Annotated in this window: 10 protein-coding genes and 3 pseudogenes; 6 read left to right on the top strand and 7 right to left on the bottom strand. The window is 35.5% G+C overall.

The window, feature by feature from the left end:
- The first annotated feature begins 3 nt into the window (after positions 1–3).
- Both ACFIL2_RS06860 and ACFIL2_RS06855 read left to right on the top strand, forming a co-directional pair.
- Positions 4–543: pseudogene (locus tag ACFIL2_RS06860) on the top strand (hypothetical protein).
- A 586-nt stretch (positions 544–1,129) separates the two neighbouring features.
- A pseudogene (locus tag ACFIL2_RS06855) lies at positions 1,130–1,808 on the top strand (phage antirepressor KilAC domain-containing protein).
- A 244-nt stretch (positions 1,809–2,052) separates the two neighbouring features.
- Here the strand turns inward: ACFIL2_RS06855 and ACFIL2_RS06850 are convergent.
- Positions 2,053–3,817 (bottom strand): annotated as a pseudogene (locus ACFIL2_RS06850) (DEAD/DEAH box helicase family protein); the annotation flags it as partial.
- A gap of 573 nt (positions 3,818–4,390) precedes the next feature.
- Here ACFIL2_RS06850 and ACFIL2_RS06845 point away from each other — a divergent pair.
- Together ACFIL2_RS06845 and ACFIL2_RS06840 are read left to right on the top strand one after the other, a co-directional pair.
- Entirely contained in the window at positions 4,391–4,999 is a 609-nt protein-coding gene (locus ACFIL2_RS06845) for a fumarylacetoacetate hydrolase family protein (RefSeq protein WP_375632937.1), read from the top strand.
- Positions 5,000–5,142: 143 nt separating this feature from the next.
- Entirely contained in the window at positions 5,143–5,409 is a 267-nt protein-coding gene (locus ACFIL2_RS06840; protein WP_375635037.1) for a LysE family translocator, read from the top strand.
- Here the strand turns inward: ACFIL2_RS06840 and ACFIL2_RS06835 are convergent.
- Complete coding sequence (locus ACFIL2_RS06835) at positions 5,402–5,614, bottom strand: hypothetical protein (protein WP_375632939.1); 213 nt, start codon at positions 5,612–5,614, stop codon at positions 5,402–5,404. The genes ACFIL2_RS06840 and ACFIL2_RS06835 overlap by 8 nt on opposite strands.
- A 796-nt stretch (positions 5,615–6,410) precedes the next feature.
- Here ACFIL2_RS06835 and ACFIL2_RS06830 point away from each other — a divergent pair.
- Both ACFIL2_RS06830 and ACFIL2_RS06825 read left to right on the top strand, forming a co-directional pair.
- Positions 6,411–7,811, top strand: a complete 1,401-nt coding sequence (locus ACFIL2_RS06830) for an amino acid permease (protein WP_375632941.1) — start codon at positions 6,411–6,413, stop codon at positions 7,809–7,811.
- A 1,001-nt stretch (positions 7,812–8,812) separates the two neighbouring features.
- On the top strand, positions 8,813–10,204 hold the full coding sequence (locus ACFIL2_RS06825; RefSeq protein ID WP_375640801.1) for an amino acid permease: 1,392 nt from the start codon (positions 8,813–8,815) through the stop codon (positions 10,202–10,204).
- A gap of 115 nt (positions 10,205–10,319) precedes the next feature.
- Here the strand turns inward: ACFIL2_RS06825 and ilvC are convergent, their stop codons facing one another.
- The 5 genes from ilvC to ACFIL2_RS06800 all read right to left on the bottom strand — a co-directional run.
- Entirely contained in the window at positions 10,320–11,339 is a 1,020-nt protein-coding gene (gene ilvC / locus ACFIL2_RS06820; protein ID WP_375632945.1) for a ketol-acid reductoisomerase, read from the bottom strand.
- A 1,065-nt stretch (positions 11,340–12,404) separates the two neighbouring features.
- Positions 12,405–13,139, bottom strand: a complete 735-nt coding sequence (locus ACFIL2_RS06815) for a pyridoxine 5'-phosphate synthase (RefSeq protein WP_375632947.1) — start codon at positions 13,137–13,139, stop codon at positions 12,405–12,407.
- Positions 13,140–13,225: 86 nt separating this feature from the next.
- On the bottom strand, positions 13,226–14,347 hold the full coding sequence (locus ACFIL2_RS06810) for an ATP-dependent RecD-like DNA helicase (protein WP_375632949.1): 1,122 nt from the start codon (positions 14,345–14,347) through the stop codon (positions 13,226–13,228).
- Between the two features lie 997 nt (positions 14,348–15,344).
- Complete coding sequence (locus ACFIL2_RS06805; RefSeq protein WP_375680383.1) at positions 15,345–15,719, bottom strand: XRE family transcriptional regulator; 375 nt, start codon at positions 15,717–15,719, stop codon at positions 15,345–15,347.
- A gap of 64 nt (positions 15,720–15,783) precedes the next feature.
- On the bottom strand, positions 15,784–16,562 hold a 779-nt coding region (locus ACFIL2_RS06800), incomplete at its 5' end, for a DNA adenine methylase (protein ID WP_375680384.1).

Here is a 16,562-nt window from a genome sequence, read left to right as displayed (position 1 = left end):
AAGTTGAAGTTAATCATCTACCCAAAATGGTATCTTCAACAGGTAAAGGATACCTTCACCAGTCTTCAAGCACCACGCCTTAATTGGGCTTTGCGTAATGCTCTAAACACCGCAGTAAAACAGTTGAACGCTTTACTGAAAAGCAAGTTGCAGACATCTCATCAGCCCAAATAAAGCGTATAAGAAGAGGTGTTTATATTAAAGAAAAGGCAACAGCAAGGTTTCTTGAGACAGATATCATTGGTTCTGGAACACCAATACCTCTTAAATTTTTTAAAGCAAAAGAACAAATCTTGCCCATGTTTTTATCAAGGATGGGAGTTTTCCAAAGCGTGTTGAATTAAAAAAGCTGAATGGTAATGTATTTCAAAGAGCGGATGGAGATCAATTCCCCATTGCAAAACAAGAAGGACCTTCAATTGCTAAAGTGATGTCTAAGCCAGAAATTGCAAGTGCTATTGTAAAAAAGCTAATGAGAGATTAATTGCCAATATACAGTGCCAACTTGCTCGTCAAGAATACGCTGCCAACAAGAAAAGCTAAATTATGTTCTTAAGCTTTATCTATCTATTCCATATCCTTATGAGTTATGTATTATACACTTTGATTGCAATTTTAAGAACAGATTATCACTTATGTTTTGTTTTTTCCATAAAAAAGTCAATAAAATCAATTCAAAATGTACTTCCCAGCGGGTTGGCTTCGTTGCGGGGCAGACTAGTGCGAACTATCGCTAACGACAGAATTTTCAATTTGACTGTACATTTTACACTTAGCTCATTGATAAATAATAATTTCAATATGTACACTGTACAATATGTGAAACGTTTTCTTAGCAAAAAGTAATTCTTGTTGCTGGAAAATTCTATAGTAATAGGTATTTTCGAATCAGGTGCCTCAAAAACACCTTAAAACAACTAGCGGATTAGTTGCCGAAATAACTAATCTTCCGCAATTTAAAAGCTTTAACTCATTGTGTGCTACATGCATATAATAGCTTTGTCAGGTGTGGCTATGCCATATACCCCCTTCGGGGAAAGGCGTAACGACGGACTAGATGCCGTGTTTCTTAGTGCCCAGCACTCTTTTAGAATGTCATTAAGGAACGTCTAACATCTAAGAATTCTTTATGAATACCATTATTAAAATTACTGAATTATGTGGCAAAAGGCATGACGATATTATGCGTGACATCAAGAAAACGCTTGAAGAACTTAACGCCCTCAAATTTAAGGAGGTTGATTTTGGTGGGCACTACCTTGATAACAAAGGTGAAAGCCGCCCTTGTTATAACCTGCCAAAGCGTGAATGCTTAATTCTTGTTTCTAGTTACAGCACTGCCTTACGAGCAAAGATAATTGACCGTTGGAAAGAGTTGGAAAGACAAGTAGCTATTCCACAAATTGATTACTCCAAACCCGAAGTATTATTTGGCGCCTTAAATCATCTACAAAATCAAATTAAGCAGAAAAACTATGTTATTTCAGAATTAGCACCAAAAGCAAAAGCTTTAGAAGGCTTAAAACGCTCTGATGGTTTGTTTGGTTTGATTGAAGCCGCGAAGATGTTGGAGATAAGACCAAAGGATTTAACAGATTACTTGCGTAAAAATGATTGGGTGTATCGACGTGCTCCAAGTGGTCCATTGTTACCTTTAATCAGGATAAAATCAAAAAAGGATTCATGGACTGTTCTGCCATCACCATTCAAAAACCGGATGGAACAGAAAAGGTGCTGCCTTCAACAAAAATCACACCTAAAGGATTGGCGGCATGTTTGAGAGAAAAATCCATGGAGGTGTGCAATGAAGGTAAATACTAACTTCTTATGCGATTTATGGATGGCATTATCTCAATTTTCTAGGCATGAAAATATGAGTGATAAGATTGTGCTGCTCTGGTTGAGATCATGAGTTTAGTAGAAAAAGCTTTGATTTTAAAACTTCACGATGAAGTGCCTATCCTTCTTTCGATATCTTTCTCATCTGACGCTCCATAAAAAAAGCCCCACAAAAGTGGGATTGGATAAAATGATGTTCTAATCAATCTCGCGCTAATTATAATAAAGTGGCTCGCTACATCCACGGGCGCCTATTTTTTCATCTTCTACATAACGAGAATGCGCAAAATTCCGTACAAGATGATCATTGTTAGAGCCACCAGTCCAATCGCCTCCTCCCAACATAACATTTATGTCTACACGTAAACTGCTTCCTTGCTCCCCTGTATGCCATTTAGTCACGGGATAACAACCAGACAAATATTGCCAAACATAACCGCAACCATCCTCACAACCGATATGCGAAATCATCCGTCTATTGTTTGTATCAACGTGTCCTCCAGACGTCTTAGGAGAAGGCGCTTGATTGCCGACAATACTGGTTGCTTGATTACTTCCATACATGCATGGCGAAAACTCATCACTCGTCAAAAATCTCTTATTAACAGACCAAAAATCAAAGGCATGATTCGCATAGCTACGATTGGTTGTAATCGGAACACCATAGGCAGACTTTGCATTTACACCTGTCCCTGATTGAAGATAAATATCAACCCAAATATTATGCCACGGATTGTAAACCATCCCTTCTGGACTACTACGTGGGCGGTGATTTAAACACCAAACAGAATTGGGCAAAACATCCCCCGCTTGATAACCCGATAAGAGATGACCTTCAATCTCACCAACATCCGCACATAGCGTATGAAATCCACCGATCTTTTCAGAATTATCCTCTGTATAGCCATCAGGAGCCGTTGGATTTTGCGAAATTTCAAAGGATAGCGCACTCGTCTGATCTTTTAAGATGAGATATATATAATAATCCTTTCCTGCTTCAAGATCTTCGTCAAAAGTCATCCTTCCACGCCCTGGAATGCAGTAAAAGAGGTACCTACCCCCATTCTCTTCACCATGATGAACGCGAAAACATGCCCCTTCATTGATCACAAAAGACCTTTTCTATTTTCCGGATCGGCTTCCAGAAGCCTGTAAAGCTGATCAAAACGCACATCCTCTAAAAAATTAGTGGAAAGAGAACCTACCTTACTTTGAAGTTCAGAAAGACTGTCACTGTTCCTCTGTGCCTTCTCTTGAACTTCTATCAATGCACTCTTCGCTTCTTCCGCTAACACTTTTGCCTCAGAGGCAGCTGTATTCGCAGAATTTGTCGTTGCTGTCGCCGTGTCTAATGAACTCTTGACCTCTTTCAAGCCCTTACTTCGTCGTATCAGCTTCTTCTTTTGCTTGCTCCGCAACACTCTTCGCTTCTTCCGCTGTTGTCTTCGCAGTCTCAGCTACTTCCTTGGCTTCTACAACCAAAGGTTCTACTTTATCTGCCTTAACCTGCGCTGCTTCACAAATGATCAGATCAAATTCTGATAAACCGTATTTCTTTTGCGCATCCGCAATCACTTGGATTAATTGGTAAGTAGCAAACACCACGGTCATTGCATTTACTAAGACTTTATTTGTTTTTTTCAAAGCTTTTGAACATCAGTTGATAGCTGATAGAGCGAGATCTGAGACATCGAGTTCGGCAGCAGCTTCTTTGTTTTTACGACGCTTGCCAACTTATGTATCAGAATACACCACAAAGGAACGAAACGGCACTTCTGTATAGCGTATCCATTCTCTTATCGTTTTGTGACATCAAAGCCAGAAAAGGCACGAAAAACAAAACACGCTTGCCAGTTCTGGTTATTTGTTGTGCTATCTTAAAGCTGATAAAAATCTTCTCCGTTCCACATGCCACAATAAGTTTTCCACGATCTGCTTCTTTTAAACCATCACAGACTTTCTCATATTTTTGGATTTGTTGAAAAGTTATCCCTAATTGATGCCCTAATTGCTTTTACGACATTCCCAGCATTTTTCTTTGAAAGCGATTTTTTGCCTATAGAAATGCCGTTAAAATGTAGCTTTTTGCTTTTCACTCTTAAGCTCCACCCGCTGGGTGCGAGCACCCTCGCATTAGTATTCCGAGAGCCTGAAAGTATTGAATACGAAACAGATTTTTGCTTTTAGTGCTCATAGCACCTAGACATAGAAAAATATCCCATAATTCCGAGACACCCACAGAGTGGGCTCATTTATGATCGAACTTTAGGACTTTCAGACCCTACTAATCGCTGCGTAGACGAGCAAAATCACTCTTTAAGTAATAAAGTAATTTCAGAAAATTGGCAATCAAAATTAAAATAATCTCAAAGACTATAAGATTGGGCACTCTTCAAAAGAGGATAATGCGAAGAGCTGTCATCGTGGTTAGTCATCAACCCACACAATGCTTCTTTTCCAGAAAACGCAAAACGCGATATAAGAAAAAATGTTGTTTGCAAAGTTTTCTCTTGCCTATACAAAGAGAAAATAAAAAATTTGGAGGGCTCCCATGATAAATGACATCTACTGTGTTGGATACAATTATGTTGAACATGTTCATGAACTAGGCAATGTTGTTGAAGATGAACCCGTTATCTTTAGCAAACCAAAAAGTTCACTCGTTTTAGGTAATGAAATTTATCTCCCTGATTTTTCCAAAGAAATACATTTTGAAACTGAAATTGTGCTCAAAATCTCAAAGGACGCTTTCATGATCATGGAGGCAGAAGCAAAAGAATGCTATGATGCCGTAGCAATAGGTCTTGATCTCACCGCGCGGGATTTGCAAACAAAACTGAAAGGAAAAAGGCTTCCTTGGCTTTTATCGAAAGGATTTAAAGGCGCTGCATACGTCTCTGACTTCATAAACAAGGAAAAAATAAACAACCCAATAACCTTTGCAATGAAGTTGAATAGCGAAACAAGACAAGTTGGCAATACGAAAAATATGATCTTTAGCTTTGAGAAGATAATCTCATTTTTAAGTCACTACATTCAGCTAAGACGTGGTGATCTCATATACACAGGCACTCCACAGGGTGTCGGAAAACTTTCTCAGTTTGACAGAATAGAATTGTATCTCGAAAATCAATTAATTTCAGAGCTAAAAGTAAAATGAATCATCAAATACTGACCTTTTTCATTGTTTCATTTTTTTAGTCATCTCACCGGGGCCGAATATGGCCCTTATCATCGATAATGCAACGAGATTGGGAAGAAAGAACGCATTTGTAAACGTTTTAGGATTGTGTACAGCAACATATGTGCATGGGGCATTTTCCACACCTAGGTGTATCAGCGCTCATTCTCAACAACAAAACGCTGTTTTTTTTAGTAAAACTCATGGGTGGCAGCTATTTATTATACATGGGCTTTAAATCAATTAAATCTGGAATACACAGCTTAAATTCAAAAGAAAGAAGTTCAACGAATGAAAAGCATGCTACGAGTGAAACAAAGCTTTTAACCAGCTATATGGACGGTTTTTTGACACAAATACTAAACCCAAAGTATCTATATTTTACATAGCAACTTTTCCAAAATTCTTAGCTTCTGGTGGTAGCATTAAAAAAGGTTTTGAACTTGTAACCATACATTCTTTCAACATCTTTGCATGGTTTACTTTAATGACCATTTTTATATCATTTGCCAGTACCGCCTTAAAAAAGCAGCGGGTAAAAGGCTCGATTAACATTGCGACAGGAACAGTTTTATCTCTGTTTTCTTTTTTCATTTTCTTTGGATAGTTTTATCTTTTGATAACAAATTGTAAAGTTAATAGAGCAATCTTTTCCTGATTCTGTCTCTCACTATGAATAGCTCAATCTCTAACAGAACTTATACAATCCCCAGTTCTTTTTTTCTTTGTATAACTGAATTACGTTGCATTTCTTTATCATACTCTCAAGGACGTTTGTGTAAACAATGTGAGTTTCTCGCAATATTTTATAAAATGTTACCAATATCTAAACAAAATCCTTATTCATCACTTTAAAAAATAAGCTATGATATTCCTCTTTTCGTTTATGAAACATAAAGTAACTTTTTGATTTATGATAGCACCATACAAACAAAAAAATGATTTTAAAAATCATTTTAATTTTCCATTACAAATTGTTCTTAAACTAAGATGAGAACTCTCGAGTGCTATTTGAGCAAAAATTAAAACTCTCACCATTATGAATAATAATAAATAATGCACTGATTACAAATAATAAGTTTCAAAAAATTATAAAAACTCCTGACAGTTTTCTGAAATAATTTTAAAAGCCCCACGTCTTTTAAAGAACAATTAATTTGTTATTAATAACAATAAAAAGCTCCCTATTCAAATATCTGTTACGTTATTTAAGAGAAAAACATTCTCTTTTTTCAAAACCATATTCCTAAAACATATTCTTTTCTTTATCCACACAAAATCATAAAAAACGTTTTTTTCCTTTACACCTCATTTATATCATGCTTCGATACAGAACAATGCATTTTTAGTGTAATTTAATCTCAAAATAATTAAAGGGAACCCCCAAAAAATGAGCTATAAACAAAATTTAAAAGATGGTCCTCAGATGAAACTACAACGTGGCCTAGATAACCGTCACGTACAACTTATAGCCCTCGGTGGAGCTATTGGAACAGGACTCTTCATGGGATCAGGAAAAACAATTAGTGTAGCAGGCCCTTCCATCGTACTCGTTTATGCTATTATTGGATGTGCCCTATACTTTGTCATGCGTGCTATGGGAGAATTATTGCTTTCTAATTCACAGTACCGGTCCCTTATTGATTTTTCAACCGATATGCTAGGACCGGGAATCGCTTTCTTTGTAGGCTGGAGCTATTGGTTGAGCTGGGTTGTAACTGGAGCTGCAGATATTATTGCCATCATCACTTATATGCACTTTTGGTGGCCAACGCTTAATCCATGGATTGCCGTTTTTTCTTGCATTGGTTTCTTTTTAATTTTTAATCTCTTTGCCGTAAAACTATTTGGTGAACTTGAATTTTGGTTTGGTCTTATCAAAGTCGTAGCAATTTTAGCATTAATTGTTGTTGGTTTTTATATGATCGCTACGAGCTTTACTTCTCCCAATGGTACTGTTGCTTCTCTCAATCACGTATGGAACGATGGAAATATCTTTCCGCGAGGAATGACAGGTTTTTTTGCTGGATTTCAAATTGCCATTTTTTCTTTTGTTGGTATAGAAATTGCAGGAACAACTGCAGCTGAAGTCAAAAATCCTAAAAAAGTTCTACCAAAAGCAATTAATGCAATACCAGTACGTATTGTACTCTTTTACATCTTCTCTCTCATCGTGATTATGTCAGTCACACCTTGGGATCAAATTGTTCCAGATAAAAGCCCCTTTGTTTCGATGTTTTGGCTTGCTGGTATTCCGATAGCTGCTGGTTTGGTAAACTTTGTCGTTCTCACCTCGGCTGCTTCTTCGGCAAATAGTGGTATTTTTTCTACTAGCCGCATGATATATGGGCTTGCAACACAAAAAGGTGCTCCTCCAATTTTAGGTAAGCTTTCCAAATATCATGTTCCAGCCAATGCTCTATTCTTTTCCTGCTTATGTATTTTAATAGGGTATACAATTGCCTCACTCTCTCCAAGCCTCATAAGTGCTTTCACAATTGTGACGAGCATCTCAGCTATTGCATTTTTATTCGTATGGTCTGTAATTTTGGTTAGCTATATTGTATATCGTCGCAATCACCCTCATTTGCATGCTGAATCCGTCTACAAAATGCCAGGAGGAGTTATCGTGTGCGGGATAATTTTAGTTTTCTTTGCTTTCATGCTCTATTTGTTAACGTTAGAAGAAGACACCCTAACAGCTTTAAAATACGGTATATTCTGGTTTATTTGCTTAGGCATAACCTATTTTACATTTGTAAAGAAAAAAATGACTCAAGGTAACAAATAAAGTCTATACATAAAACATCTCAAAAAAGGGTAATTTTAGTTACCCTTTTTCTACTTAACCTCCTCCCCAAATATCAAAAAACGACGATTCCTACCAGCGCCGGTTTGTGAACAATCCAGCTTATTAAGAGGGAATGCTGCTGATCATTTATATGGTTCACCTACATAAGGCTCTATGGGCTAGCCCTGCCCTGAACACTCACCACACATTCTAAAAATACTTAATGTATAAAATGTTATATGCTTTATATCACTACTCTACACAACAGTATTTTACTGTATAATAGGATAAGAACGAGCTATTCTGTAAAGAATTCTCTATAAACTTCACTGACATTGTTTACTAATAAAACATGAGATTTTATCTAAAACTTCCCCCCCAAAAAATTTATATTCAATTTTTTATCAAAATTAAAAATGTAGCTCTAAACAGAATATATCTTAATAGCTATCTGCAATAAAAAAAGATTCTATGAAAATATTTTTCTATTTGTAATAAATTTTAAATATTAATACTTAAATGTAAATTTTAAATATATTTTTTAATTATTTAAATAATAGTTCAACAATTTAAAATTATTTTATTTATAAATAAAGTTTTATATTTAATAAATTTACAATTTTATTTATATTTTTATATATAAAAAAATATAAATAAATAAATAATTTTAAATATAAAACTTTATTTATATAAAAATTACTATAAATAAATATAATTATTGTTTATATACAAATAATAATTATGTATAAAATAAATTATATTATATATAATTATTATTAATTATGTATAAAACATAAAAATCAAAAAAAATATAATACAATTTATCTTTTGTTTCTTATATATAAAATAATTATTCCATTAATGAATAATGTTCTTGCTTTATTCACATATAGTCATAGAAAAAAATTCCTTTACTCCTTAACCATAGCGTGTTCCGATAGAAGGAATTACCTTTTTTAGGGTAATTTTATTTAAAAATAACTAAGGAGAACTCCCCAAAAATGAACAAACAAAATTTAGAAAAAAAAACTAAGAAGAAATTACAACGTGGACTACATAACCGACACATACAACTTATAGCCCTCGGTGGAGCGATTGGAACAGGTCTCTTCATGGGATCAGGAAAAACAATCAGTGTAGCAGGGCCTTCGATTCTACTCGTTTATGCAATTATTGGTTGTGCTCTATACTTTGTCATGCGTGCTATGGGAGAGTTATTGCTTTCTAATACACAATACCGATCTTTTATTGACTTCTCAACCGATCTTCTAGGGCCATGTGCCGGATTCTTTATCGGCTGGACATATTGGTTGTGTTGGATTGTCACTGGAACTGCTGAAATTATTGCTATTGTCACTTATACACACTTTTGGTGGACTGAACTCAATCCGTGGATTCCTGTTATAATTGGTCTTATGTCCTTTTTAATTCTTAACCTCGTCGCAGTAAAACTATTTGGCGAACTTGAGTTTTGGTTTGGTTTTATCAAAATCGTAGCAATTCTAGTCTTAATCGTTGTAGGATTTTATATGATCTTTACCGGTTTTGTCTCTCCAAACGGTACGGTTGCTTCTCTTAGCCATATATGGAACGGTGGGAATATTTTTCCGCGAGGAATTACAGGCTTTTTTGCTGGATTTCAAATTGTTATTTTTGCTTTTGTTGGCATTGAACTCGCTGGAACAGCTGCTGCTGAAGTAAAAGAACCTCAAAAAGCTCTACCACAAGCTGTTAATTCAATACCAATCCGCATTGTATTCTTTTATATATTCTCTCTTCTTGTGATTATGTCTGTGACGCCGTGGGATCAAATCAGTCCAGAAAAAAGCCCATTTGTAACAATGTATGCACTTATTGGTATTCCAACTGCTGCAGGTTTGATGAACTTTGTTGTCCTCACAGCTGCCGCATCTTCAGCAAATAGTGGAATTTTTTCTACCAGCCGTATGATATATGGGCTAGCAACACAAAAAGGTGCTCCTAAATTTTTAGGAAAACTTTCTCGTAACCACGTTCCAGCTAACGCATTATTCTTTTCATGTATATGCATCTTATTTGGTTATGCAATTGTATCGTTATCTCAAACACTCATAGCTGCTTTTACAATTGTTACGACAATTGCCGCAACTTTGTTTATATTTGTATGGTCTATCATTTTGATCAGCTATATCATCTATCGCCGCAATCGTCCTCTCCAGCATACTGTCTCTCCTTATAAAATGCCTGGAGGTGTTGTTATGTGTTGGGCGCTTCTTATTTTCTTTGCATTCATTATTTATTTATTGTCATTAGAAGCTGACACTGCCATAGCTTTAAAATACACTCCAGCGTGGTTCATATTTTTAGGAATTGTATACTTTCTTTTTGGAAAAAAGAATTATGCAAAAAATTAAAAAATAAAGCTTATGTTTCCAAAAACATATAAAAAAGGGTAACTAAAGTTACCCTTTTTTTGATATTTATCTATAAAATTATAAAAGCTATTGACAAAATATCTCTGTAGAAGCTTCAATTACGCTCTTTATCAACCAAAGCGTTAGATTTTATCCAAGGCATCATAGAACGAAGTTTTTTACCAACTTCTTCAATAGGATGATTATCATTTAAACGCCGCATACTTTTAAAATGAGCAGCACCAGCTTTATATTCTTGAATCCAATTCGATGTAAATTTACCCGTTTGAATATCTTTCAATATACGTTTCATTTCTGCTCTAGTTTCATCCGTAATCACACGTGGACCAGAGATATATTCACCCCATTCAGCTGTATTAGAAATCGAATAATTCATATTTGCAATGCCCCCTTCATACATGAGATCAACAATCAGTTTCACTTCATGTAAACACTCAAAATAAGCCATTTCCGGCGCATAACCTGCCTGTGTTAATGTTTCATAACCTGCTCGAATCAGTTCAACAAGACCTCCACAGAGAACCGCTTGTTCACCAAAAAGATCAGTTTCGCACTCTTCTTTAAATGTTGTTTCAATCACCCCAGCACGTCCACCACCAAGTCCACACGCATAAGATAATGCTACATTATGTGCATGCCCTGAAGCATCTTGCGCCACCGCTATTAAGCAAGGAACACCACAACCCCGTTGGTATTCATGACGAACTGTATGCCCTGGACCTTTAGGAGCAATCATCACAATATCAACGTTTTTTTTAGGTTCAATCAAGCCAAAATGAATGCTCAAACCATGCGCAAAAGCAATCGCTGCCCCATCGTGTAAATGATCATGAATATGTTCCTTATAAATATCAGCTTGCAATTCATCTGGTGTTGCCATCATGATGAGATCTGCCCATTTTGCTGCTTCAGCAACACTCACCACTTCAAAACCATCAGCCATGGCTTTTTTAACTGTTTCCGATCCTGAACGCAAAGCTATTTGCACATTTTTAACACCAGAATCTTTCAAGTTTAAAGCGTGTGCACGCCCTTGAGAACCATAACCAACAATGGCTACTTTTTTCCCTTTAATGAGATTAACATCCGCATCACGATCATAATAAACACGCATAAAAAAATTCCTTCTTTCTCTATTTAAACTGGATTTCAGATTATTTTTATTCAATAAGAAACATTATCTACAGTGCATCACACACTTATAAAGACAAAAAACACCGCTTATAAGAACACAGCAATTGAATAATTTTAAAGTTTACATATTGCATAGAAAAAACTGTAGTCCCCAAACATTCCTAAAACATATACGGATCCCCAAATAAACTTCAACTGCTATTCTACAAAAACAATAATTACACAAAATAAGATTTCTAAAGAAAATTTAGCTAATATTCTACTCTTTTATCGTGCAACAAAACGCTATATTCTAAAAATTAAGATACAACATACAATTTTTAACATGAACCAAATCAATACAGATAGCAAGAAAAATTACAAAATAACAAGTATTGTGTTAATACAACTTTCAAAAGCATATACAACAATATCTTTAGAATAATAAAGAGGATGTTTTTACTTTTTACGTTCTTTAATATCCACGCCTCTCACGCGAAGAAGCCCCCCATACGTCCATTATGTTATCCATTTATGGCACCTTATAAAAAAATTTTAATATGCTCAAGCCCTTTTCAAGAATTCCCTATAATAGTGTAAGATTTATTGCACATCACTCTCTTTACTTCATAAAGCTACAAGTCGATATCATCATTCTATTTAACAGTTCCTATTGCATTCAGCTTATTCATAAGGAGATTTTACGTTATACTATTTACAGATAACCCAAAAATGAGCTCAAATATCAAGAAAATTTGTGTATTGTTCCATTAAAATCCTACGCACTCCTTTATAATGGAAATACTTTCAAAACCCTATCTCTTCTCCATTCAAAGAAATTATAATAAGAAGATTTTAAAACTTCCTCATAATGGATAGTACAAATAAAAAACATCGCATACAATCAAAAACAAAAGATAGAAAGCAACCAATAAATAGAGGAACAATAGAATATTTATAATGCACGATAATAGTGCTATTTATCTAAGCAATATATTGTTTTTTTAAGATAAATTGGCAAACCTCTATAAAAATTTCTTTTCCAATTTTTATAGAGAGAAAAAGATTACGATAATAACCGGATAAAACGCTGAACAGTCTCATGTATTCCATACTCTAATGCATCAGCAATGAGCCCATGGCCAATAGAAACTTCATCAAGCCAAGGAATATTTTTGACAAGAGCAGGAAGATTCATAAGTGTCAGATCATGCCCTGCGTTTATACCTAACTGCAACTCTTTTGCTCTTCTTGCTGCTAAAACAAGTTTATTGAGCTCTTGATCTTGTTTTGTTTTATCCTGAAATGCACCACCGTAAGGTCCCGTGTAAAATTCCACACGATCAGCGCCCATTGCTTTAGCAATATCAAGACCATCGACAGTAGGATTAGCAAAAAGGGATACACGAATCTTTCTGTTTTTTAAATTCTGAATAATAGGTGCTAAAAATTCTGCATCATGAGCAAAATTCCAACCATGATCAGACGTTGACTGATCTGGATCATCAGGAACAAGGGTGATCTGATCCGCATAGTTTTCAGCGATATCCAAAAATTGATCACTGGGATAACCTTCAATATTAAACTCAGCTGTAGGAAAAGTGTTCTTGATTAAACAGTATATATCTGGCAAATCCGCAAAACGAATATGCCTTTCATCAGGGCGTGGATGAACCGTCAAACCTGCTGCTCCAGCAGCAAGCGCTATATGCCCAATATTCGTTATACTTGGCCACGGAAGATTACGTCGATTACGCAAAACAGCAACAGCATTAAGATTAACCGAAAGTTTTACCGCCATGCCCATTTCCATTTTTTTTATAGTATGTAACAAGATAGAAAAAAGGCATTTTTCATCTGAAACTTAGATGATATACACATTTTTTTCTATCGAACAATCGTTAAACGCTCTGCTGCGCGCGTAATTCCCGTATAAAGCCAGCGCGCATACATATCACGAAATGCAAAACTTTCATCAAACAAAACGACATTATTCCATTGAGAACCTTGCGCCTTATGAACCGTTAATGCATACCCATAATCAAAATCATCATATCGCTTTTTTAATTGCCATGAAATTTCTTGATCAGGGTTTTCAAACGCTGCTTTTAAAAGTTTAATCTTTGCTACCCCACGCTCACTTTCTTCTGGTTTCACAAGAAGATTAATACTTGGTTTAACGGTCTCCTTCTGTGAAGTCATCACCTTCCATAAAGAGCCATTCAACAAACCTTTAATAGGATCGTTTCGCAAACACACCAGCTTATCTCCCGCTTGCGGATAATCTGCTGTAAATCCCTTTAACACACGCAAACGCTGATTATAAAGGTGGCGTGTACGATTAACCCCTACCAAGACCTGATCAGCATCCAAAACCAATTGTTGATTGACCTCTTTACGTGTCACAACGCGCGCTTCTCCATAGTCACCATAAGCAATATCGCGTCCTTCACGTACATCCATAGCAAGACGTATAATCGGATTGTCGCGCGCTTGCCGATGAATTTCTGAAAGAAGAAAATCTGGTTTCCCATTAGAAAAAAAGCCCCCACCAGATATAGGAGGCAATTGACCTGGATCACCAAGAACAAGAATTGGCGTTCGAAAGCTCATTAAATCACGCGCCAATTGTTCATCAACCATCGAGCACTCATCAACAATAATGAGTTTAGCTTGTGCAGCAGCACTTCTTCGATTTAATGTAAATGTTGGAGCAATAGACTTTTTTCCTGTTATTTCATCGGAAACTTCCTCTTCTCCACGCGGACAATAAATCAGCGAATGAATCGTACAAGCATTGCTTGCACCTTTAGAACGCAAAACCTGCGCCGCCTTCCCTGTAAAAGCAGCAAATTGAACAGAACCATCAACTGTCTCTGCAAAATAGCGCGCAAGCGTCGTCTTACCGGTCCCCGCATAGCCAAAAAGGCGAAAAAGAGGAGAACGCCCTTCCCTCAACCACGCGGCAACAGCCTTTAATGCATTATCCTGTTCCCGTGAAAACTGCATAGCTTACCAACATAAGATTTGCATAAGAAGAGCAGTATTTTGAAAAAAAACGACTATCAAGAAAAACCTTTTTATTAAGAATTGCTGACACACGCCCATCTAACAACCTTCGTAGCACAATTATCAATTATTTACCCATTGCTTTTTCAAGATATTGTAAAAATCTAAATTTTATCTATACATCGATCTTCTTGGGAACACCTTATACTTATCAAATAAAATATCATTTTTTACAACAGTAACACCAACAATGGAATATGCATATCTTAAATTTAAAATAACACCTATATACGCTTTTTTTAACCAAAATTTAGAATAAGAAAAAGAGCATTGCAATTGCAAAAACCTCACTAGAAAAAATGTCCTTAACAGGATAAGAATAATGTCATTTTATGAATACTATTTTACACAATCAATCAGCTTTCTTGCACATAAAAATAAAGTACATCCACTATTACGAAATAATAATTAAATATATCAAAAACCTTTTAGCAGAATTAGAAATAGCTCTCAACAAAACTACTTAATCCTATGATGATACACCTATAAAGTTCCTATCGTCCTCTTATCATGATTTTAATAAATTTACTCTTCATGCTACAAATATGTTATATCTCAATGCATAAAGAGAGATATCACACTTATATGAAGCACGCTTTATCTCGCACAAATATGTAGTTTTTTCTGTTTCAACAATAAAATATGGTTCGTAAGTATGACCTTCTTGGTAGTCTATTATAGAAAACTGGAACATGGTTTCAGTCCAGCGTAGCACTTCAGATTCGTCCTCTAGAATATGAGAAAAGCGCAATTCTTCATCTATTGAGTCAAACTTTTTCTTTTTGTCGCAATGTTTTAAAGTTTATAAAAACTAACTGATTAATGCTGTTCTTATTGCTAGAAATAACAAGACCTCTTTTTATCTATATAGATAATTGATTTTATATATCTTTTTAAAAGTACGGGATACGTGGATAAAAGTTAGGGAATAGGATTTTTAACATTTCTCTATAAAGCACGCTTCGCACAATGTTTCTAATGTTTCTTTGAAGTCTGCTAACGCTTCTTGATGTAAGCCATCTAAAAGTCTCATAAACGCAACAACAGTTTCACGTTGCAACGGAGTAGAAGGCTTTATGATGATGCTTTTTCGACAAGAATAGGCTTCTTTCCTTAAGAGTAAAGCCTTCTCTTGATCTAAAGCATAGAGTTCAATTATCTTTTCCTCCAGTCCTACAGGAACAGATTTTTTGCCAATCTCGACAGAAGATAAAAATGCTACAGATATGTCTAATTTCTTAGCCATATCTAAGAGGCGTTCGGAGTGATCAATGCGAAGTTTCCGTAAAATTTTACCAAAAGATGTAACCATATAAAAAGTCCTATTAGAGAAGAAATATTTCTTCTGATTCTAACAAATCTTTTTATGATTTTCTTCAATTATTACGAATCAAGAGTTCTTTTCGGGGTGGTTTTTTAGCAAAACCAGAGGTCCAAAGGGTCTCTAATTCTAAAAAGTCAAAATCCTTAAAGATCTCTCGAACCGCATCACAATCATTTAGACTCAAGACAAATTTGCCTTGTATGCTTTTGAGAACTTTTGCCATACTCACAAAATCATCTTCAACAAAATTCCCAGAGCTATAACACTTCTTCTTCACAAGATAAGGCGGGTCTAGGTAAAATAAACTGTCGGGTGCATCAAATAGCTCGATAACCCGTTCCCACGACAAATTTAAGATTGTTGTATCAAGAAGCTTCTGTCTAACACGTCTCATCCTTGATAACAGCTTTTCGGGATTAAATGCTATAGGCTTTTTCCTTCCAAAACTAAAAGAGACATAATCTTTTTTCCCATACATCACACAACGTTGGAGAAACAAAAAACGGGCAGCTCTTTCAACTTTGGAAAGGCTTTCTGGTTCAATCGCCGCAAGTTCAAAAAACAACTTTCTTGAACAAACAAACCACTCCAATCGTTTAGCTAAATCATCAAAGTCATTTTGAACGCATTGAAACAGATTCGTGATCTCTCCATTCAAATCATTAATGACAGAATATTTTGCTGGTTTTTTATTTAGGAAAATAACACCAGAGCCTAAAAATGGTTCAACATAGGTTTCGTGGTCAATATTATTTAAAATCGGTATAATTTTCTTACGCAGATAGTGTTTACCACCCATCCACGCAAACAATGTTTGTGTAAATTCTTGTT

The sequence above is a fragment of the Bartonella sp. AP30XZML genome, assembly GCF_042195945.1.
GTDB lineage: Bacteria > Pseudomonadota > Alphaproteobacteria > Rhizobiales > Rhizobiaceae > Bartonella.
This window is presented reverse-complemented; position numbering and strand designations above follow the sequence as displayed.